General features: G+C 65.9%; 16 protein-coding genes. 13 read left to right on the top strand and 3 right to left on the bottom strand.

All coding sequences use genetic code 11. From position 1 onward, the window contains the following. Positions 1 to 129: 129 nt before the first annotated feature. The 10 genes from QFZ47_RS07660 (at position 130) to xylB (ending at position 11,189) form a co-directional block, all read left to right on the top strand. On the top strand, positions 130 to 1,440 hold the full coding sequence (locus QFZ47_RS07660; protein WP_307655073.1) for an ABC transporter substrate-binding protein: 1,311 nt from the start codon (positions 130 to 132) through the stop codon (positions 1,438 to 1,440). A 136-nt stretch (positions 1,441 to 1,576) separates the two neighbouring features. Then, positions 1,577 to 2,434 (top strand): carbohydrate ABC transporter permease, encoded by an 858-nt coding sequence (locus QFZ47_RS07655; RefSeq protein WP_047783687.1) that lies wholly within the window; start codon positions 1,577 to 1,579, stop codon positions 2,432 to 2,434. Between the two features lie 10 nt (positions 2,435 to 2,444). Next, on the top strand, positions 2,445 to 3,269 hold the full coding sequence (locus QFZ47_RS07650; protein ID WP_047783686.1) for a carbohydrate ABC transporter permease: 825 nt from the start codon (positions 2,445 to 2,447) through the stop codon (positions 3,267 to 3,269). A 167-nt stretch (positions 3,270 to 3,436) separates the two neighbouring features. After that, positions 3,437 to 4,474 (top strand): ABC transporter ATP-binding protein, encoded by a 1,038-nt coding sequence (locus QFZ47_RS07645; RefSeq protein ID WP_307655072.1) that lies wholly within the window; start codon positions 3,437 to 3,439, stop codon positions 4,472 to 4,474. A 79-nt stretch (positions 4,475 to 4,553) separates the two neighbouring features. After that, positions 4,554 to 5,942: a D-arabinitol 4-dehydrogenase gene (dalD, locus tag QFZ47_RS07640; RefSeq protein WP_307658897.1), complete on the top strand. Its 1,389-nt coding sequence runs from the start codon at positions 4,554 to 4,556 to the stop codon at positions 5,940 to 5,942. Beyond that, positions 5,939 to 6,727 carry an L-iditol 2-dehydrogenase gene (locus QFZ47_RS07635; RefSeq protein ID WP_307655071.1) on the top strand — a complete coding sequence of 263 codons (789 nt, stop codon included), beginning with the start codon at positions 5,939 to 5,941 and terminating at the stop codon, positions 6,725 to 6,727. Before dalD ends, QFZ47_RS07635 begins: the two co-directional genes overlap by 4 nt. A gap of 333 nt (positions 6,728 to 7,060) precedes the next feature. Then, positions 7,061 to 7,732, top strand: coding sequence for a transaldolase family protein (locus QFZ47_RS07630; protein ID WP_307655070.1), 672 nt, complete (start codon positions 7,061 to 7,063; stop codon positions 7,730 to 7,732). 20 nt (positions 7,733 to 7,752) lie between these two features. Further along, positions 7,753 to 8,721 carry a carbohydrate kinase family protein gene (locus QFZ47_RS07625; RefSeq protein WP_307655069.1) on the top strand — a complete coding sequence of 323 codons (969 nt, stop codon included), beginning with the start codon at positions 7,753 to 7,755 and terminating at the stop codon, positions 8,719 to 8,721. A 12-nt stretch (positions 8,722 to 8,733) separates the two neighbouring features. Further along, a complete protein-coding gene (locus tag QFZ47_RS07620) occupies positions 8,734 to 9,672 on the top strand; it encodes an AraC family transcriptional regulator (protein WP_307655068.1) in 939 nt (312 codons plus the stop codon). A 44-nt stretch (positions 9,673 to 9,716) separates the two neighbouring features. Then, positions 9,717 to 11,189 carry a xylulokinase gene (gene xylB / locus QFZ47_RS07615; protein WP_307655067.1) on the top strand — a complete coding sequence of 491 codons (1,473 nt, stop codon included), beginning with the start codon at positions 9,717 to 9,719 and terminating at the stop codon, positions 11,187 to 11,189. Between the two features lie 71 nt (positions 11,190 to 11,260). Here the strand turns inward: xylB and groL are convergent, their stop codons facing one another. Then, positions 11,261 to 12,913, bottom strand: coding sequence for a chaperonin GroEL (gene groL, locus QFZ47_RS07610; protein WP_307655066.1), 1,653 nt, complete (start codon positions 12,911 to 12,913; stop codon positions 11,261 to 11,263). Between the two features lie 54 nt (positions 12,914 to 12,967). Continuing rightward, positions 12,968 to 13,258: a co-chaperone GroES gene (locus QFZ47_RS07605; RefSeq protein ID WP_307655065.1), complete on the bottom strand. Its 291-nt coding sequence runs from the start codon at positions 13,256 to 13,258 to the stop codon at positions 12,968 to 12,970. A 537-nt stretch (positions 13,259 to 13,795) separates the two neighbouring features. On the opposite strand from QFZ47_RS07605, the gene QFZ47_RS07600 reads away from it, so the two are divergent. Together QFZ47_RS07600 and QFZ47_RS07595 are read left to right on the top strand one after the other, a co-directional pair. Further along, complete coding sequence (locus QFZ47_RS07600) at positions 13,796 to 14,347, top strand: DUF3304 domain-containing protein (RefSeq protein ID WP_370880628.1); 552 nt, start codon at positions 13,796 to 13,798, stop codon at positions 14,345 to 14,347. Next, a complete protein-coding gene (locus QFZ47_RS07595) occupies positions 14,344 to 16,377 on the top strand; it encodes a T6SS phospholipase effector Tle1-like catalytic domain-containing protein (RefSeq protein WP_307655063.1) in 2,034 nt (677 codons plus the stop codon). The genes QFZ47_RS07600 and QFZ47_RS07595 overlap by 4 nt, the downstream gene beginning before the upstream one ends. A 39-nt stretch (positions 16,378 to 16,416) precedes the next feature. Here QFZ47_RS07595 and QFZ47_RS07590 read toward each other — a convergent pair whose 3' ends face one another. Beyond that, positions 16,417 to 18,021 (bottom strand): phospholipase D family protein, encoded by a 1,605-nt coding sequence (locus QFZ47_RS07590; protein WP_307655062.1) that lies wholly within the window; start codon positions 18,019 to 18,021, stop codon positions 16,417 to 16,419. Positions 18,022 to 18,205: 184 nt separating this feature from the next. On the opposite strand from QFZ47_RS07590, the gene QFZ47_RS07585 reads away from it, so the two are divergent. Beyond that, positions 18,206 to 20,308 (top strand): TonB-dependent siderophore receptor, encoded by a 2,103-nt coding sequence (locus QFZ47_RS07585; RefSeq protein ID WP_307655061.1) that lies wholly within the window; start codon positions 18,206 to 18,208, stop codon positions 20,306 to 20,308. Positions 20,309 to 20,326 lie beyond the last annotated feature (18 nt).

Raw genomic sequence — 20,326 nt, 5'->3', positions numbered from 1 at the left:
ATCTCCTAGCCAACTGGTGCATGAAAGTACCAAGGCGAGCCAGCGAAGTACCAAACCCGCAAGCGCGTTTCTCCAGAATCCTGCCACGGCGACCTGAACAGAGGGCGTCGCTCACCTCTAGGAGACAACATGAAGCGTTTTCTGAAAGCGGGCCTCGTCCTCGCACTCATCGGCACGGGCCTCGCGTCCCAGGCCGCCACCGAACTCGTGATTGCGACCGTCAACAACGGCCACATGATCGAGATGCAGAAGCTCACCCCCTTCTTCGAAAAAGCCAACCCCGACATCAAGCTCAAGTGGGTCACGCTGGAAGAAGGCACGCTGCGCCAGCGCGTGACCACCGACATCGCCACCAAGGGCGGCCAGTTCGACGTGATGACCATCGGCCTGTACGAGGCGCCGATCTGGTCGAAGAAGGGCTGGCTCCAGCCCATTGCCACCGACGCCGCCTATGACGCGGACGACCTGCTGCCCGCCATCCGCGCCGGCCTGTCGTCCGAAGGCAAGCTCTACGCCGCGCCGTTCTATGGCGAGAGCTCGATGCTCATGTACCGCAAGGACCTGGCCGACAAGGTCGGCTTCCAGATGCCCGAGCAGCCCACCTGGGCGCAGGTGAAAGAACTCGCCGGCAAGATCCACGACCCGAAGGCCGGCGTGTACGGCATGTGCCTGCGCGGCAAGCCGGGCTGGGGCGACAACATGGCCTTCCTGACGACGCTGGTCAACACCAACGGCGGCCAGTGGTTCGACATGCAGTGGAAGCCGCAGATCGACACCAAGCCGTGGAAGGACGCGATCAACTTCTACGTCGACCTGATGAAGGCCTACGGCCCGCCCGGCGCTTCGGCCAACAGCTTCAACGAGAACCTTGCGCTCTTCAACGAGGGCAAGTGCGGCATGTGGGTGGACGCGACCATCGCGGCCTCGTTCATCAGCGATCCGAAGCAGTCGAAGGTGGCCGACAAGGTGGCCTTCGCGCAGGCGCCCGTGGCCGTCACACCCAAGGGCGCGAACTGGCTGTGGACCTGGAACCTGGCCATTCCCGCCAGCTCGACCAAGGGCGCCGCCGCGCAGACCTTCGTGAAGTGGGCCACGTCCAAGGAGTATGTGAACCTGGTCGCCAAGGAGCATGGCTGGGCCACGGTGCCCACCGGCACGCGCAAGTCGACCTATGCGAACCCCGAGTTCCAGAAGGTGGCCAAGTTCGCCGCGGCCGAGAAGAAGGCCATCGACACCGCCAACCTCAGCGACAGCACCTTGCCCAAGTCGCCGTACGTGGGCGTGCAGTACGCGGCCATTCCCGAATTCCAGGCCATCGGCGTGGCGGTGGGCCAGCAGATGAGCGCGGCGCTGTCGGGCAAGGTCACGGTGGACCAGGCGCTGAAGACCTCGCAGACGGCCGCCGAGCGCGAGATGAAGAAGGCCGGGTACTACAAGTAAGCCGTTTTTCCCCTCTCCCCCCGGGGAGAGGGCAGGGTGAGGGGGCAGCAGCACGTCCACGGCCGCCGCCGCATGCCCTCACCCCAACCCTCTCCCGCGGGCGGGAGAGGGGGCAACAGCCTGAGAGGAACACAAGATGAAACGACTCCTGCCCCGGGCCCTGATGGCGCCCGCCGTGCTCACGCTCCTGCTGTGGATGATCGTGCCGCTTGCGATGACGTTGTACTTCTCGTTCGTGAACTACAACCTCATGCAGCCCGGCGAACGCACGTTCGCGGGCATCGAGAACTTTCACTACTTCGTCACCGATCCGGACTTCTGGCCCGCCACCTGGAACACGCTGATGCTGATCGGCAGCGTGATCGTCATCACGGTGGTGTTCGGCGTGCTGCTCGCGCTCTTGGTGAACGAACCCTTCCCGGGCCGCGGCATCGTGCGGGTGCTCCTGATTTCGCCCTTCTTCGTCATGCCCGCGGTCAATGCGCTGCTGTGGAAGCACATGATGATGAACCCCATCTACGGCATCCTGGCCGACGTGTGGCGCTTCTTCGGCGCGACGCCGGTCGACTGGCTCACCGACGTGCCGCTGTTCTCGGTGATCGTCATGGTGGCCTGGCAGTGGCTGCCGTTCGCCTGCCTGATCTTCATCACCTCGCTGCAGTCGCTCGACCGCGAGCAGATGGAGGCCGCGCGCATGGACGGCGCGAGCGCGTTCCAGCGCTTCTTCTACCTGACCATTCCGCACCTCGGCCGGCCGATGGCGGTGGTGATCATGATCGAGATGATCTTCCTGCTCAGCGTGTTCGCCGAGATTGCCATCACCACCAATGGCGGCCCGGGCAACGAGAGCACCAACATGACCTATCTGATCTTCAAGCAGTCGCTGATGAATTTCGACGTGGGCGTGGCCTCGGCCGGTGCGCTGTTCGCGGTGGTGCTGGCCAACATCGTGGCCGTGTTCCTCATCCGCATCATCGGCAAGAACCTCGACTGAAGGAACGACCATGCAACCCAGCAACTTCCTTCCCCAACTGCTGCGCACCGTGGGTGCGTGGGCCGTGGCGCTGCTGCTGTTCTTTCCGCTCGGCTGGCTGTTCCTCACGGCGTTCAAGACCGAGCTACAGGCGATCCACGTGCCGCCGCTCTTCATCTTCGAGCCCACGCTCGGCAACTTCAGCGAAGTGCAGCGCCGCAGCGACTACCTGCTGTATGCGCGCAACTCGCTCATCACCAGCCTGGGCTCGACCATCATCGGCCTCTTGATCGCGGCGCCGGCCGCGTACTCGATGGCCTTCTTCCGCACGAAGAAGACGCGCGACATCCTGATGTGGATGCTCTCCACCAAGATGATGCCGGCCGTCGGCGCGCTGGTGCCGATCTACGTGCTCGCGCAGACTGCGGGCCTCTTGGATTCGCTCACCGCGCTGACGATCGTGTTCACGCTGTCGAACCTGCCGATCATGGTGTGGATGCTCTACAGCGCCTACAAGGACATTCCGAACGAAATCCTCGAAGCCGCGCGCATGGACGGCGCCAGCCTGTGGACCGAGTTCCGCCACGTCGTGCTGCCGCTGTCGGTGGGCGGGCTCGCATCGACCGGCCTCTTGTGCCTGGTACTGAGCTGGAACGAGGCCTTCTGGGCGCTCAACCTCAGCTCGGCCAAGGCCGGCACGCTGGCCACGCTGATCGCCTCGTACTCCAGCCCCGAGGGCCTGTTCTGGGCCAAGCTGTCGGCCGCCTCGCTGATGGCCATTGCGCCCATCGTCGTGTTCGGCTGGTTCAGCCAGAAGCAATTGGTCCAGGGCCTGACCTTCGGCGCCGTGAAATGAGCACCCCCAGTCTTCGCGCACTGCGTGTCGCTTCGCCAACCCCCTCGAGGGGGCGCCGCCAGCGGCCCGGCAAAGCCGGTTCCGCGGCAGCTCCCGGATTTGGCTGCGCGCTTTTGACCCGCGCGGGCGCTTCGGCAGCCTGCTCACAAGCAATCAAGGAGTCGTGAATGGCCTACCTGCAACTCAAAGACATCAAGAAGAGCTTCGGCGACGTCGACATCATCAAGGGCGTCGATCTCGAAATCCAGAAAGGCGAGTTCATCGTCTTCGTCGGGCCTTCGGGCTGCGGCAAGTCGACGCTGCTGCGCCTCATTGCGGGGCTCGAGCCGATCACCAGCGGCAACCTGCTGCTCGACGGCAAGGACATCACCTGGACGCCGTCGGGCAAGCGCGACCTGGCGATGGTGTTCCAGAGCTACGCGCTCTATCCGCACATGAGCGTGTACGACAACATGTCCTTCGCGCTCAAGCTCGCGGGCGTGGCGAAGAGCGAGATCAGGACCAAGGTCGAGTACGCGGCCAAGACCCTCAACCTCACGCAGTACCTCGACCGCACGCCCAAGGACCTGTCGGGCGGGCAGCGTCAGCGCGTGGCCATCGGCCGCGCCATCGTGCGCGCGCCCAAGGTGTTCCTGTTCGACGAGCCGCTGTCCAACCTCGACGCAGCGCTGCGCGGCAACACGCGCGTCGAGATCCACAAGCTGCACCGCTCGCTCGGCGCGACCACCATCTATGTGACGCACGACCAGGTCGAGGCCATGACGCTGGCCGACCGCGTGGTGGTGCTCAGGGACGGCCTCATCGAACAGGTCGGTACGCCGCTCGAGCTCTACGACCACCCGGCCAACCAGTTCGTCGCGCAGTTCATCGGCATGCCATCGATGAACATGGTGGCGGCGAGCGCCATTCCGAGCTTCTCGGCCGCCACCGGCGGCAAGCTGCCGAGCGACGGCTTCCTGGGCGTGCGCCCCGAAGGCCTGCGCGTGCATCCGAAGCAAAGTGCGGCCGCGGGCGTTCAGGGCCGCGTCGAGCTGATCGAGGCGCTCGGCGCCGACACGCTGATCCACGTCGACGTGGGCGGCGTGCCGCTGATCGCGCGCCAGAACGAGCGCACACCGCTGCACGCCGGCGACGACGTGGCGGTCGAGCTCGATCCGTCGGTGCTCCATTTGTTCAACCGCGAAGGCCGTTCGGTCTCTGCCTGATTTCTTCTGGAACATTCCCGTGACCCTCGCAGCAGCGCCTCTCGATGCGCCACCTCCACCGGCTCCTTCGGAGTTCACGGTGCTTCACCTCGGACTCGGCTCATTCCATCGAGCCCACCAGGCCGTCTACCTTCAGCGGCTGATCGATGCGGGCGACATCCGCTGGTCGCTCTCGGGCGCCAACATCCGGCCCGACATGGCCGAGATCGTCGCGGCCTTGCAGGCGCAGGGCGGTCGCTACACGCTCGAAACCGTGTCGCCGGCCGGCGAGTACCGCTACGAGCGGATCGAGGCCATCCGCGAAGTGCTGCCGTGGGAGCCTTCGCTGGCCGCGGTGGTTGCGCGCGGCGCGGCGCCGTCCACGCGCATCGTGTCCTTCACCGTGACCGAGGCGGGCTACTACCTCGACACCAAGGGCAAGCTGGACCTCTCGTTCGGCGATCTTGCGGCCGACATCGAGCGTGCGCGGCGCGGCTATGCCATGGGCGAGGGCGTGACCATCTACGGCGCCGTCTGCGCGATCCTGCGCGCGCGCAAGGCCGCGCAAGCCGGGCCGGTGACGCTGCTCAACTGCGACAACCTGCGCCACAACGGCGACCGCTTCCGCGCCGGGCTGCTCGAATTCGTCGAACGCGCGGGCGATGCCGAACTGCTTGCGTGGGTGCAGGCGAACACCGCCTGCCCGAACGCGATGGTCGACCGCATCACGCCGCGCCCGCCGCCCGAGCTGCACGCCCGCGTAAAGGCCGCGACGGGTCGCGACGATGCGGCTGCCATCACGGGCGAGAGCTTCATCCAGTGGGTGATCGAAGACAACTTCGCGGCCGGCCGGCCCGACTGGGGCCGCGTGGGCGTGGAGCTGGTCGAATCGGTGCAGCCTTATGAAGAGGCCAAGATCCGCATTCTCAATGCCGCGCACAGCTGCATTGCGTGGGCCGGCACGCTGGCGGGGCTCGACTTCATCCACGAAGGCACGCACCACGCGGCCATCCGCCAGATGGCGTTCGACTACGTCACCGACGACGTGATCCCGTGCCTCAGCCCGAGCCCGATCGACCTCGCGGCCTACCGCGACGTGGTGCTCGACCGCTTCGGCAATCCCGCGATCCGCGACACCAACCAGCGCGTGGCGGCCGACGGCTTCTCGAAGATCCCGGGCTTCATCGCGCCCACGGTGCGCGAGCGGCTCGCCGCGGGGCAGTCGATCGACAGCGTCGCGATGCTGCCTGCGCTGTTCCTTGCCTTCCTGCAGCGCTGGCATCGCGGGGCGCTGCCCTATGCCTATCAGGACCAGGGCATGGACGAGGCCGTGGCGCACGCGATCTGCGATGCCACCGATCCGGTGCTCGCACTGTGTTCGGACGCGGGACTGTGGGGCGCCGCCGCGGGCGATGCACGGCTGGTGGGCGCGGTGCGCGCAGCGAGCGCGCGCGTGGCAAATTTCTTGAATCCTGGAGCAACGACATGAGCGAACGTTTGAAGAACCGCCACGTACTGCTGACCGGCGCCGGTGGCGGCATCGGCCTGGCCGTGGCCGAGGCCTGCATTGCGGAGGGCGCGCGCTGCAGCGTAGTCGACCGCGCGGCGGCGGCGCCCGAGGCCGTGCGGGCGCTGCTGCAGCAGCACCCCGACAAGCTCGCCTACATCGCGGCCGATGTGACCGACACCCAGGCCATCGCGCACATGCTGGCCGAGGCGCAGGTCGCCTTCGGTCCGATCCACACGCTGTTCAACAACGCCGCGGTGTTCGACCTGGCGCCGCTGCTCGACAGCGACGAAGCTTCGTTCGACAGGCTGTTCGCGGTCAATGTGAAGGGCATGTTCTTCGTGATGCAGGCCGTGCTGCGCCACATGGTCGAGGACGGCACCCAGGGTGCGTCGGTCATCAACATGGCTTCGCAGGCGGGGCGGCGCGGCGAGGCGCTGGTGTCGCACTACTGCGCGACCAAGGCGGCCGTCATCAGCTACACCCAGAGCGCCGCGTTGGCCATGGCGCCGCACGGTATCCGCGTCAACGGCATTGCACCCGGTGTGGTCGACACGCCGATGTGGGACCATGTCGACAGCCTGTTCGCCAAGGCCGAAGGGTTGCCGCCCGGCGAGAAGAAACGCCGCGTGGGCCTGGAAGTGCCGCTCGGCCGCATGGGCGTGCCGGCCGACGTCGCGGGGGCGGCCGTGTTTCTTGCCAGCGACGAGGCGCGCTACATCACGGCGCAGACCTTGAATGTCGATGGCGGCAATGTCATGAGTTGAGATGAAACCTTGTTTTTTTGTTCGCCGCGTTGTGCGTTTGGTGCCTTGTTCGGGGCGCGATCCCGCCGACGGGGTACCTTGCTCCGCGAATGTCCCCCGGCCTGCGGCCTCCTCCTTGATTTCGCTGCGCAAGGCACCCCATCAGCGTGATCGTTGGACAGAGCAGTCGTTGATCGCAAGATCAATAGCAGCGTGCCCAGGTGCACAGGGCATCGGGTGCTCCCCGCAGCGAAATCAAGGAGGAGGCGAGCCCGGGGGACATTCGCGGAGGGGAGCACCCGGTGGCCTGTGCATGCGTCCCGAAAATGTATTTTCTTTTGCAGCGCGCAATCCATGAACAACGACTTCCATCTGTACCTCGACAGCGCCGACCTGGCCGAACTGCAGACCTGCCTGCCGCACCCCGTGGTGCATGGCGTGACGACCAACCCCACGCTGCTGCTGCGTGCGGGCATCGGCCGCGGCGAGGTGCCGGGTTTGCTGAAACGCTGCATCGAACTGGGCGCGCGGCAGGTGCAGGCGCAGGTGTATTCGAGCGAAGTCGACGGCATGCTCGAAGACGCGGACGCCTTGCTCTCGCACTTCGACCGGGGCCAGCTGGTCGTGAAGATCCCCGCCACGCGCCAGGGCCTCGATGCCGGCGCGCGGCTCATCGCACAAGGCGTGCCCGTCACGTGGACCGCCGTCTATGCGCCCGAGCAGGCGCACTTTGCCGCGCAACTGGGCGCGGCCTACGCGGCACCGTACCTCGGCCGGCTCGAGGATGCCGGCATCGACGGGCTCGCGCTGATCGCGCAGATGCAGGCGCTGGTCGCGCAACGCCCTTCGTCCGGCACGCGGCTGCTGGTGGCCAGCGTCCGTTCGCGCGAGGCCTATCTTTCGCTGCTGGCGCTGGGCGTGGGCGCCATCACGATCCCGCCGCGACTCTTTGCCGAACTGCTCGACCATCCCGCCACGCTGGCCGCCGAACGCGGCTTCCTGGCCGATGTACGCGCCTTGCCCTGACAGAGGAAAATCCGAGAACCATGCGCATTGCACTCACGGGCGAAGCCCTCATCGATTTCACCGCCAGCGAGGCCGGCACGCTCGCGTTCCTGGGCCACGAGGGCGGCTCGCCGCTCAACACCGCCGTGGCCTGCGCGCGCCTGGGCCAGCCCACCGGTTTTCTCACGCAGCTGTCGACCGACCTGTTCGGCGAGCGGTTGATGCGTTTTCTGGAGCGCAACGGCGTGGACACCAGCTTCATCTTGCGCAGCAATGCGCCCTCGACCCTGGCCTTTGTCGAGCGCACGCCGCAGACCAACCGCTATGCCTTCTACACGCGCGGCAGCGCCGACGCCACCTGGGCGCCCGAGCCGCTGCCGCAGTTGCCGGCGGACTGCCGCTTTCTTCATTTCGGCTCGATCTCGCTGCTGCAGGAGCCGGCGGCCACGCGCATTGCCGAGCTGGTCACGGCCAACGCCGGGCGCCGCGTAATCGTGTTCGACCCGAACGTGCGGCCCAGCCTGATTCCCGACATGGCCGCCTACCGCGCGTGCGTGACCGACTGGCTGGCCATGGCCGACCTGGTCAAGCTCAGCGACGAGGATGCCGAACTGCTGGCCCCCGGCCAACCGGTCGATGCACTGGCGGCGGAGTGCCTGCAAGCCGGCGTGCATGCCGTGATCGTCACGCGCGGCGGTGCGGGCGCCACGCTCTGGCGCACGGGGCACGCGCCGCTTGCCGTGGCGGCGCCGCGCGTCAAGGTGGTCGACACCATCGGCGCGGGCGACACCTTCACGGCCGGGCTTTCGGTGGCGCTGCTCGCGCACGGCGTCGAGCACCCGGCCCAGCTCGGCGAACTCGGCGACGACGCCTGGCGCGAAGTGATGCGTTTCGCCGCCACGGCCGCCGCCCTCAACTGCACCCGCGAAGGTGCCGATCCCCCCACGCTCGAAGCGGTTCACGCCGCGCTGGCGCAGGAAGACAATGAGGCCGTCGCTTCCCGGCCCTGATCCCGTGCTGCCATGACAACCTCCACACGCAAACGCTCGATTCCCCGTCAGCGCCAACCCGAGCTGGAGCGCGACATTGCGCGCTCCCCGTCGCTGGGCTACGAGGCCCCCGAAACCGGCTTGGTGCGCTGCCTGGCGCACGGCTTTCCGAGCCCGCTGGTGCGATGGCATTTCCATGAAGACTACGAGCTGCATCTGATCACCGAGACCTCGGGCAAGGCCTTCATCGGCGACTGGATCGGGCCGTTCCAGCCCGGGCACCTCGTGCTCTGCGGGCCGCGGCTGCCGCACAACTGGATCTCGCTCGACGTGCCCGAAGGCGGAGCCGCGGGGCGCGACCGGGTGATCCAGTTCCGCCACGAGCCCATCGAACGCGCCGCGGCCGAGATTCCGGAGCTGCGCGACGTCATGCAGCTGTTCGAACGCGCGCGGCACGGCATCGAGTTCTTCGGCATGTCGCAGCAGGCGCAGACGCACTGGGACAGCATCAAGGCCGCGCGCGGCGTGCGCCGGCTCGGGCTGTTCTTCGAGTTCATGGCCGACCTCGCGCAATGCACCGACTACCGGCTGCTCTCGAGCGTGCAGATGCAGGGCGCGCACGGCGTCGAAGGCGATGCGCAGGTCGACCAGATCAACGACATCGTCAACCGCATCACCAGCAACATGGCGGAGCCGATTTCCATGTCCGATGTGGCGGCCGAACTCGGCATGAGCGAAAGCCGCTTCAGCCGCTTTTTCCGGCGCTCCACCGGCAACAGCTTTACCGACTTCGTCAACCGCGTGCGCATCAACAGCGCGTGCCACCTGCTGATGCAGACCGACCACTATGTGACCGACATCTGCTACCAGGTCGGTTTCAACAACGTGGCCAACTTCAACCGGCGCTTTCTCGAGATCAAGGGCATGACGCCGAGCGAATTCCGGCGCCAGGCCGACACGCGCTTCGGCTGACGCCGGGCCCGGCATTCTTCAAGCCGCAATCAGGGAGCACCATCTTGTATCTGGGACTCGACCTCGGCACGTCCGAGCTCAAGGCGCTGCTGCTGGCCGACGATCACCGCATCGTCGGCCTGGCACGCGCGCCGCTCACGGTCGACAGGCCGCAGCCGCTCTGGTCGGAGCAGGCGCCGCAGCAGTGGTGGCATGCGCTCGAGGAGGTGATGCGCGCGCTCGGCAAATCGCATCCCGAGGAACTTGCGGCCGTGCGCACCATCGGCCTGTCGGGCCAGATGCATGGCGCCACGCTGCTCGACGCCGCGGGCGAGGTGCTGCGCCCCGCCATCCTCTGGAACGACGGCCGCAGCGGCCCGCAGTGCGAGGCCCTCGCGCGCGCCGTGCCGCGCCTGGGCGAGATCGCGGGCAACCTCGCGATGCCCGGCTTCACCGCGCCCAAGCTGCTGTGGATGCGCGAGCACGAACCTCGAATCTTCAATCGCGTCGCGCGTGTGCTGTTGCCCAAGGACTGGCTGCGCTTCATGCTCAGCGGCGAGGCCGTCAGCGAAATGTCCGATGCGGCCGGCACGCTGTGGCTCGACGTCGGCGCGCGCGACTGGTCCGACGAACTGCTCGCGGCCACCGGGCTCACGCGCGAGCACATGCCGCGGCTGGTCGAGGGCAGCGAAGTGTCGGCGCAGCTCAAGCCCGAGCTTGCCGCGCGCTGGGGCGTGGGCAATGGCGGCACGGTGCTCATCGCGGGTGGCGCGGGCGACAACGCTGCGAGCGCCGTCGGCATGGGGCTGGTGGAACCGGGGCAGGGCTTCGTGTCGCTCGGCACCTCGGGCGTGGTGTTCGTCTCGACCGACCGCTTTTTGCCGAACCCGGCGCAGGCGATGCATGCGTTCTGCCATGCGCTGCCGAAGCGCTGGCACCAGATGTCGGTGATGCTCTCGGCCGCGAGCGCCGTGAGCTGGGCCGCCAAGACCTTCAGGTTTGCCGACGAGGCCGCGTTGCTCGAAGCCGCGGCGTCGGTCGCGCCTGAACAGCGGGCACGCTGCCCGCTGTTCCTGCCGTATCTCTCGGGCGAGCGCTCGCCGCACAACAACCCGAACGCGCAGGGCGTGCTGTTCGGGCTGACGCATGCGCACGGCCCGGCGGAGATTGCCTATGCCGTGGTCGAGGGCGTGAGCTTTGGTCTGCGCGACGGCTTCGACACCCTGCGCCTGCCCGCCGGCATGCCGCTGCGCGAAGTGGCACTGGTGGGGGGCGGCGCGCGCAGTGTCTGGTGGGGCCAGTTGCTGGCCGATATCTTCCAGGTGCCGCTCACGCTCTATGCGGGCAGCGAGACCGGCGGCGCGCTGGGTGCGGCGCGCCTCGCGTGGCTGGCGGACGGCGGCACTGTGGCCGAGGTGTGCACGCTGCCGCCGGTCAAGCAGCAGTTGGTGCCTTCGCTCGAAGGTGCCGATGGGCACAAGACGCGCCATGCGCGGTTCCAGGTGCTGTACATGGCACTGCGCGACCAGTTTCGATAAAGGTGGCGCGCAATGAAAAAGGGCCGCTTGCGCGGCCCTTTTTACTTTGGTGAGCAGTGCTCAGCCGGGCATTACATGCCCATGCCGCCCATGCCGCCCATGCCGCCCATGTCAGGCATGCCGCCGCCGGCACCGGCTTCGTCCTTCGGTGCATCGGCGACCATGGCTTCGGTCGTCAGCAGCAGCGAGGACACCGATGCTGCGTTCTGCAGCGCGGTGCGGGTGACCTTCGTCGGGTCCAAAATGCCCAGTTCGAGCATGTCGCCGTACGTGTCGTTCTGGGCATTGAAGCCGTAGTTGCCCTTGCCGGCCAACACAGCGTTCACCACCACCGAGGCTTCGCCGCCCGCGTTGTTGACGATTTCGCGCAGGGGCGCTTCGACAGCCTTGAGCACCAGCTTGATGCCGGCGTCCTGGTCGGCGTTGTCGCCCTTGACCGACTCGCCCACGGCTTGCTTGGCACGCAGCAGAGCCACGCCGCCGCCAGCCACAACGCCTTCTTCCACTGCAGCGCGGGTGGCGTGCAGGGCGTCTTCGACGCGTGCCTTCTTTTCCTTCATCTCGACTTCGGTGGCGGCGCCAACCTTGATCACTGCCACGCCGCCGGCCAGCTTGGCCACGCGCTCTTGCAGCTTTTCACGGTCGTAGTCGCTCGTGGCTTCTTCGATCTGCACGCGCACTTGCTTCACGCGGGCTTCGATGTCGCCGGCAGCACCAGCACCGTCGATGATGATGGTGTTTTCCTTGCCCACTTCGATGCGCTTGGCTTGGCCCAGGTCGGCCAGCGTCACCTTTTCGAGCGTCAGGCCCACTTCTTCAGCGATGACCTTGCCGCCCGTCAGGATGGCGATGTCTTCCAGCATGGCCTTGCGGCGGTCGCCGAAGCCAGGAGCCTTGACGGCCACGACCTTCAGAATGCCGCGAATCGTGTTCACGACCAAGGTAGCCAGGGCTTCGCCTTCGACTTCTTCGGCAATGATCAAGAGAGGACGGCCTGCCTTGGCGACTTGCTCCAGCACCGGCAGCAGATCACGGATGTTGCTGATCTTCTTGTCGAACAGCAGCACGAAGGGGTTGTCCAACAGCGCCGATTGCTTCTCGGGGTTGTTGATGAAGTAGGGCGACAGGTAGCCGCGGTCGAACTGCATGCCTTCGACGACGTCGAGTTCGCTGTCCAGCGACTTGCCGTCTTCCACGGTGATCACGCCTTCCTTGCCGACCTTGTCCATCGCGTCAGCGATGAGCTTGCCGATGGTTTCGTCGCTGTTGGCCGAGATCGAGCCGACTTGAGCGATTTCCTTAGACGTGGTGGTGGGCTTGGAAGCCTTCTTCAGCTCGGCGACCAGGGCCGTGACAGCCTTGTCGATGCCGCGCTTCAGGTCCATCGGGTTCATGCCGGCAGCCACCAGCTTGAAACCTTCGCGAACGATGGCCTGGGCCAGCACGGTCGCGGTGGTGGTGCCGTCACCGGCGTTGTCCGAAGTCTTGGAGGCCACTTCCTTCACGAGCTGGGCGCCCATGTTCTGAAGCTTGTCCTTGAGTTCGATTTCCTTGGCGACCGACACACCGTCCTTGGTGACGGTGGGGGCGCCGAACGAGCGTTCGAGCACCACGTTGCGGCCCTTGGGGCCCAGGGTCACTTTGACTGCGTTGGCCAGGATGTTGACACCCTCGACCATGCGTGCGCGGGCTTCTCCGCCGAAGACTACGTCTTTTGCTGCCATGATGAATTAACTCCGAATGGATTGAATTTGGATGGGATGGAAGGGAGAGAAGACTTACTTCTCGACGACTGCGAACAGGTCGTCTTCCTTCATCACGAGCAGTTCGTCGCCATCGACCTTGACGGTCTGGCCGCTGTACTTGCCGAACAGGACGCGGTCGCCGACCCGGACGGTCAGTGCGGTCAGTTCGCCCTTGTCGGTGCGCTTGCCCGGGCCCACGGCCAGGACTTCACCCTGATCGGGCTTTTCGGCGGCTGCGTCGGGGATGACGATGCCGGAGGCGGTCTTGGTTTCGCTGTCGATACGCTTGACGATCACGCGATCGGCCAAAGGACGAAGTTTCATTGCATCTCCTGGATAAGAAACGGGGTTGTGGTCGGGCGCCGGCGGGAAAAACCGGCGGCCCATCGACTGGAAGCGAGGCTTGTTAGCACTCGTCAGCAGCGAGTGCTAATCATAAGGGCAATCGGCGGAGTTTCAAGGCCAGGGGTGGGGTGGATGCGGAAGAAGCGGGCGTCGGGCGCCACCGCTGGACGTGCATTTGTTCACTTGAATGGAGGGGGTCCGGCTCGCAATTGCTACTTTCGGGTGCTTCCGCCGCAGGAACATCGACTTACATAATCCCTGCACAAAAGCCAGCCCGTACCCGGAGCGGCAGACACATTCAGGGAGTCCCATGTTCGATCTACTCGGCGTGCCTGCACGCTTGCGGCAGCCATGAAGCGCCGCGTCACCATCCAGAGGCCGCTGGGTGAGGCACTGCAATTCCATCGGCTGGTCGGGCGCGAGGCGCTCAGCCAGGCCTACGCTTTCGACCTAGACGTGCTGGGCAGCAACGCCATCGACGCGAAGGCCCTGCTGGGCAAGCCCGCCACCGTCGTGATGGGGAACACCTTGCTCAGAAAATTCATAGGGGTCGGTAAATCGACCGTCTGCCTTGCCAGGAGGCAGAAGCTGGGTTGGCTGGCCGCAGGCGCATGCGCGCTGCTGGTCGGTTGCAGCGATGAGATGGTCCCGGCGTCGGTCATGGGCTACAACCACATGAGCGATTGGGGCATCGAGAGCTTTACGGTCGATGGTGCAGGGGGGCCGAACATAACGCCCGAGGCAGGAGGAGGGAAATCTTCATGCTGCGCAAGAATTCCGGTGCGTTGGCACGCAGGCATGAAAGTCAAAGTGCGATGGAGCTACGACACCACGCAAGGTGGTCCCAGGCCGCCGCCTCCTCAAGAAGCCGTGGTTGAAATCCCTGAGTACTCCAAGCGCACTGGAGATATCCAGGCGCATTTCTATCCGAACCACAAGGTCAAGGTCGTGGTCTCCAACTATGGCATCGAGCATCCCCGCTACCCCATGAGCGAGGAAGACAAACTTCCCTGGGAAACCAGCAAGCAGCTGCTGGAATATGAGAAGGAAGGGAGACTGCCTGAATGACGGACAGCATCGATGCGGCATTGAACCCCGCACTTGGCTTGACCCGAAGTCGCGAGCGTCCGTTGACGCCGCGCGAACTGATGCAGCGCGACAAGGCAGTGTGCGCCGCCAACCCCGTGAGTTCGAAGCCAAGCTGCACTGGCGTCATCTTCGTGGGCATGTTCTTCGACGGGACGGGCAACAACGAGGACGCCGACTACAAGGAGCCTCCGCGTCCTCCGCGCGAGCAAAAGCACAGCAACGTGGTGCGGCTGTATCACGCATTCCCCGACAAGGTCGAGCGTGGCACCACGGGCTACTACGCTTACTACATACCCGGCGTGGGCACGCCCTTCAAAGAAATCGGCGACGACGGCAAGGGTTTCGGTGGCCAGATCTCGCAGACGCTGGGCTCCACCAGTGCTTGGTATGGCGAGCCACGGATCATCTGGGGCCTGACACGCGTGTTCAATGCCGTCAGTTGGTATGCCTACAAGTCCAACATCTTCGACAACAAAACGGCCGCCTCGCTGGCCCGCGACCTGAGCGGCGTCACCTCCTTTGGCTCGGAACGGCGCAAGGTGCTCAAGCACACCTGGCAGGCCAAGCTCAAGGCCCAGCTGGTCAACCGCAAGCCCGAGATCACGCAGATCAACCTCAGCGTCTTCGGGTTTTCTCGCGGCGCGGCCGAGGCACGGGCCTTCGTCAACTGGCTTTGCGAAATCTGCGAACTGAAGGATGGCGGCTATCTCTTGGCCGGCATCCCGTTGCGCGTGCAGTTCCTGGGCATCTTCGACACCGTGGCCTCGGTGGGTGCGGCCGGGCTGTACAGCGTGTTCGAGGGCCGCCAGAGCTGGGCCTGGAACAACATGCAGGTGCACCCGGCCGTGGAGCAGTGCCTGCACCTGGTGGCGGGCCACGAGGTGCGTGCGTGTTTTCCGCTCGACTCGGTGCGCATCGACGGCAGGTACCCGTCCAATGTGCGGGAGTACGTGTATCCCGGTTCGCACTCCGACGTGGGCGGCGGCTACATGCCGATGTGCCTGGGCAAGAACGACTGGGCCGAGGACGACCGGCAGCTGGCGCGTATTCCGGGCTTCGAGATGTACTGCGCGGCCTTGATTGCTGGCGTGCCTTTCACGCCGCTGGAAAAGTTGCGGGAGCCGGTGGCAAAGGCGTTGGTGCCCCACCCCGACACCCTCGAAGCCTTCAACGCCTACTACAAGGCCGCGGGCATCGCGCCCGGCCCCGTGGAGGAGATGCACCGCCAGCACATGGGCCACTATTTCACCTACCGCTGGCAGCTGCTGGACCACGGGCTGCAAGCCTCGCCGGAGTGGGCGCGTGCGAGCCGGCATCCCAACCAAGGCAAGAACTACGGCGGCGAGCTGCAATGGCTGCAGGCCACGCAGCGCGCGCTGATCCATGTGATTGCGGCGGTGCTGGCCGAAATCGACCGCCGCATCGAAAGCGGCGGCAGCCGTTGGAGCTGGAGCAAGGACGAGCGGCTGAAGCAGCCTCTGGCCTTCGACCTGGGCGTTCAGTTGCTGAGCCCGGTGGCGACCCTCGCTGAACTGGGGAGCAAGGCCGATTCGCGCATGGATCGGCTCAAGGAAGGCGAATTGCATGCCAAGGCCGCCGCGCTGGCCCGCCAGGCGCCGGCGTACCTGGCCAGGTGGCGCAAATGGCTGGCCGACAATCAGCAGGCCGAGGTGCACGACACCGACATCGAGCGCGAGCCGGTGCTATTGCTCGGCAGCCTGAAGTCGAAGGCGCTGCCCGAGGACGTGTCGACGTTCTTCTCGAGTTTCGTGCACGACTCGATGGCGGGGTTCATCGGCTTCGGCATGCCCGAGTTCGAGGCCAACGGCTTTGGGCTGGCGAAGTTCCGGCGCATCTACGCGGGGAACAGGGGCGACGATTTCCTGCGCGGGATGGTCGTCAGGGCAAACGAAAAGAAGATCGCCGCGGCCCAGGCACTGCGTACGCAGACTGCCCAGTGGCGGATGGAGTCGGAGAACTACAGGCGCGCCAATCCGAATCCCTGGTAGCCAGGGGAATGAGGCGGGCCGCACGGGAGCGAGCTACCGTCACAGCTGGTCCGTCGGCACGAACCAGGAGAACAGCAGCAATTGCAGCCGCGTGAGCAGGCTCGAATCGGGCTCGCTGTCGAGCACCTCGTTGTCCACGTCGCCGGTGCCTATCCATTGCACGTTCTCACCGTCGGGCATCAGCACGACGCGGTAGACGCCCTCGATGTCGTCCAACTGGTAGGCATACAGCAACGCCTGCGCCAGCTCGAAACTGCGCACGCGAACGCCGAATTCGGTGTTCAGCCGCGCCGAGCGCGGGTCGAGGTTCATGGAGCCGAGCAGCACCCATTCGCGGTCGACCAGCGCCAGCTTGGCATGCAGGCGGCCGCGCGCCTTCTTGAGCAGGTCGCGGAACTGGCGGTTGCGCTTGAGCTGCTGGGTGCTGACCTCGTACAGGTTCACGCCCAGCTTCAGCATGTCGACGCGATAGCGGTTGTAGTTGATGTTGACCAGCGGCTCGTCGCTGTCGGCCAGCGAATTGGTGATGACGCTGATGCGCACGCCGCGCGCCCGGCCCTCCCGGATGCGGGCCATGCCTTCGTCGCCGGGGATGAAATAGGGCGAGATCACCACCACATCCGAGCGTGCCGTGGCGGTCATTTCATGAAAACGCGCGGCCAGCGATTCGGACGGCGACGCGAGGGTGCCCAGCGCCTTGTTGGGGCTGTCGGCCGCGGCATGGGCCTCGGCGCGCATCCATTTCATGCGGCCGATGTCGGCCAGCTGGGCGCCCAGGGGCGGCTCGCCCATCAGGTCGGTGCCGGGCAGGGCGGCCGGCGGCGGGGCATGGGCCGGCGAGGTGGCGGCTTCGAACTCGGACTTCAGCGCTTTCTGGGTGCCGCTGGCGCTGGCAACCCGCTGGAGCGGGTAGACGACGTCGCTGTTCCAGTAGGTGTCGAAGATGCGCGCGGCTTCCGGAACCACCGGGCCGGCCATGATCAGTTCGAAGTCGATGAAGTTGGCGCCCTCGCTGCGCAGGAAGTACTCGTCGGCCAGGTTGCGGCCGCCGGCAATCGCCATGGCGCCATCGGCCACGAAGAGCTTGTTGTGCATGCGATGGTTGAGGCGGCGGAAATCGCCGAAGAACTCCAGCCAGCGCGTGGCCGAGTGGTCGCGGGCGTTCACGAACGGGTTGAACAGCCGGACCTCGGCGTTGGGTTCCGCGGCCAGCGCGAGCAGCAGGCGGTCCATGCCGGTCGTGTAGAAGTCGTCGAGCAGCAGGCGCACCCGCACGCCGCGCCGCGCGGCATCGCGCAATTCGCGCAGCAGCAGCAGGCCGGTCTTGTCGTTGCCGAGCTGGTAGGTCTGCACGTCCAGGGAGGCTTGCGCCTGCCGCATCAGCTCGAATCTTGCGTCGAGCGCAAACGACGCCTCCACCAGCGGCCTGATGCTCGACAGCCCGTCGTGCCCGGCGTTCAGGCTGGCCGCTGCGCGGCCGAGCGTGGTGGAAGGGGAGGCGGCAATCGACAGCGTCGGCGGCTCGGGCGTGCGCGGAGGAAGGCCGGCGCAGCCTGCGAGCACCCAGGCGATGCCAGCGCCCGTCAGCCACAGCGCCAGGCCGCGCAGCGCGGGAAACGAAGAGGCAATGAGCTTGTCGAGCATGGGGCCTGCGAACGCACACGACGTGCGGCCGGGATCGTAGCCGCTTTGCCTTGCGCCGCACCCCGCCGCCCAGCGCATTCATTGCCCGAACGCCCCTTGCCGATTCGGGGAAATCGGAACAGATGAGACTTTATAACTATTAGAATGCGAATCGTTCTTAATAATGTTTCGGAGTGGAGAAGGAATGAAGAGGTTCATGGCGGGGCGCAAGGTCGCATCGGTGCTGGCAGGCTGCATGGCGATTTACGTGCATCACCAGGTTCTGGCCCAGACCACGGCGCCCGGCGCCTTGCCGGAAGTGAAGGTCGATGCAAGCGCCGAGGCCGAAACCGCGACTTCGCCGGTGATCGGCTACCGCGCCAGGAATGCCGCAACCGCCACCAAGACCGACACGCCGCTGTCCGAAACGCCCCAGTCGGTCACGGTGGTCACGCGCGACCAGATGGTGGACCAGGGTGCGGGCAATCTTCAGGACGCGCTCAACTATGCGGCCGGCGTGCGCTCCGATGCCTATGGCCTCGATTCGCGGACCGACTCCGTGCGCATCCGGGGCGCCACGCCTGACATCTACCTGGACGGCCTGCGCCAGTCCTATGGCTACTACACCAGCACCACGCGCACCGAGCCCTACACGCTGGAGCGGCTCGAAGTGCTGCGCGGCCCGGCGGGCATGCTGTTCGGCGCGGGCACGGCGGCGGGCGTGGTCAACATGGTCAGCAAGCGCCCATTGCACGAAACCCAGCGCGAAGTGGGCGTGCAGTTCGGCAGCTTCGGCCGCAAGCAGGTCCAGGCCGACCTGACGGGTCCGCTGAATGCCGATGGCAGCCTGTCCTACCGGTTGATCGCGTTGCAGCGCAAGTCGGACACGCAGGTCGACCATGTGCCCGACGACCGCAGCGTCATTGCGCCTTCGCTGACCTGGCGGCCCAACGCGGCAACCTCGCTCACTTTGCAGGGGCTGTGGCAAAAGGACAAGAGCGGCAGCAGTTCGCAGTTCCTCCCGTGGGAGGGCACCCTGCTGCCGAACCCGAACGGCAGCATTCCCGCCAGCCGCTTCATCGGCGAGCCGGGCTTCGACTACTACAACAGCGAACGCAAGACCTTCGGCTGGCAGTTCGAGCACAAGTTCAACGAAAACTGGAGCGTGCGGCAGAACTTCCGCTACGCGCAAAACGAGAACGACAACCGCTACCACTATGGCAATGCCTTCGGCGGCGCCGAAAGCTGGGACGCTACCGATCCGGTCTTCAAGCGCGTGCTCGGCCGCTACTACGACAGCTACCTCACGCGCAACCGCACGCAGACGCTCGACAACCATGTCGAGGGCCATTTCCAGACCGGCGCCGTGAAGCACACGCTGCTGGTCGGGGCGGATTTCGCCAGGCAGCGCGAAAACGTGTGGGGCGGATTTACCTTCGACACCATCGACGTCTACGCGCCCGTGTACGGCCATGTCGATGTGCCCGAGCGCACGGCGCTGCCGCGCACCCGCCAGCGCCAGACCGGCGTCTATCTGCAGGACCAGATCAAGCTCGACAACTGGATCTTCGTGGCGGGCCTGCGGCACGACAGGGCGGTGTCCAGCGCGGCAGGCAGCGACGAGGAGAAGAGCAGCGCGACCACCAAGCGCTTCGGCCTGATGTACGCCATGCCCTCGGGTTGGTCGCCGTATCTGAGCTACACCGAATCGTTCACGCCGCAGTCGCCGCGCAACGGGCAGATCTTCACGCCTTTGCGCGGCGAGCAATGGGAAGCCGGCGTGAAGTATGAGCCGAAGGACCGCGCACTGGCGTTCAGCGCAGCGGTCTACGATCTGCGCGAGAAGAACCAGATCACTTCGCCATCGCAGAATGTGTACACGCAAGTCGGCAAGACCAAGACCCGGGGCGTGGAACTCGAGGCCAAGGGTTCCATCGGCCCGAACCTCGACCTCATCGCGCACTACAACTACACCGATGCCGACGAGCAGATCGAAGGCCTGCCCAAGCACCAGGCGAGCGTCTGGGCCAAGTACCGCTTCTCGATCGGCGGCGTCAGCGGCTTCTCGGCCGGCGCCGGCCTGCGCGTGATGAGCTCGTTCCGCGATCTGCAATTCGGCGTGGGACCGCGCGTGCCGGGCATTGCGCTGGCCGACCTCGTGTTCGCCTACGACACCGCGCGCTGGCGCTATGCGCTCAACATCAACAACGTGACGGACAAGGCGTATTTCAGCACCTGCCTGTCGCGCGGCGACTGCTGGTACGGCTCGCGCCGCAACGTCGTGGCCAGCGCGACCTATCGTTTTTAATATCTCACTTTCGACGAG

The organism is Variovorax paradoxus, from assembly GCF_030815975.1.
Taxonomy (GTDB): Bacteria; Pseudomonadota; Gammaproteobacteria; order Burkholderiales; family Burkholderiaceae_C; genus Variovorax; species Variovorax paradoxus_N.
This window is presented reverse-complemented; position numbering and strand designations above follow the sequence as displayed.

Bases quoted from the DNA above. Each gene is read 5' to 3' on its own strand.
- QFZ47_RS07660 (WP_307655073.1), top strand. From the start codon at position 130: ATGAAGCGTTTTCTGAAAGCGGGCCTCGTCCTCGCACTCATCGGCACG.
- QFZ47_RS07655 (WP_047783687.1), top strand. From the start codon at position 1,577: ATGAAACGACTCCTGCCCCGGGCCCTGATGGCGCCCGCCGTGCTCACG.
- QFZ47_RS07650 (WP_047783686.1), top strand. From the start codon at position 2,445: ATGCAACCCAGCAACTTCCTTCCCCAACTGCTGCGCACCGTGGGTGCG.
- QFZ47_RS07645 (WP_307655072.1), top strand. From the start codon at position 3,437: ATGGCCTACCTGCAACTCAAAGACATCAAGAAGAGCTTCGGCGACGTC.
- QFZ47_RS07635 (WP_307655071.1), top strand. From the start codon at position 5,939: ATGAGCGAACGTTTGAAGAACCGCCACGTACTGCTGACCGGCGCCGGT.
- QFZ47_RS07630 (WP_307655070.1), top strand. From the start codon at position 7,061: ATGAACAACGACTTCCATCTGTACCTCGACAGCGCCGACCTGGCCGAA.
- QFZ47_RS07625 (WP_307655069.1), top strand. From the start codon at position 7,753: ATGCGCATTGCACTCACGGGCGAAGCCCTCATCGATTTCACCGCCAGC.
- QFZ47_RS07620 (WP_307655068.1), top strand. From the start codon at position 8,734: ATGACAACCTCCACACGCAAACGCTCGATTCCCCGTCAGCGCCAACCC.
- groL (WP_307655066.1), bottom strand. From the start codon at position 12,913: ATGGCAGCAAAAGACGTAGTCTTCGGCGGAGAAGCCCGCGCACGCATG.
- QFZ47_RS07605 (WP_307655065.1), bottom strand. From the start codon at position 13,258: ATGAAACTTCGTCCTTTGGCCGATCGCGTGATCGTCAAGCGTATCGAC.
- QFZ47_RS07600 (WP_370880628.1), top strand. From the start codon at position 13,796: ATGGGGAACACCTTGCTCAGAAAATTCATAGGGGTCGGTAAATCGACC.
- QFZ47_RS07595 (WP_307655063.1), top strand. From the start codon at position 14,344: ATGACGGACAGCATCGATGCGGCATTGAACCCCGCACTTGGCTTGACC.
- QFZ47_RS07590 (WP_307655062.1), bottom strand. From the start codon at position 18,021: ATGCTCGACAAGCTCATTGCCTCTTCGTTTCCCGCGCTGCGCGGCCTG.
- QFZ47_RS07585 (WP_307655061.1), top strand. From the start codon at position 18,206: ATGAAGAGGTTCATGGCGGGGCGCAAGGTCGCATCGGTGCTGGCAGGC.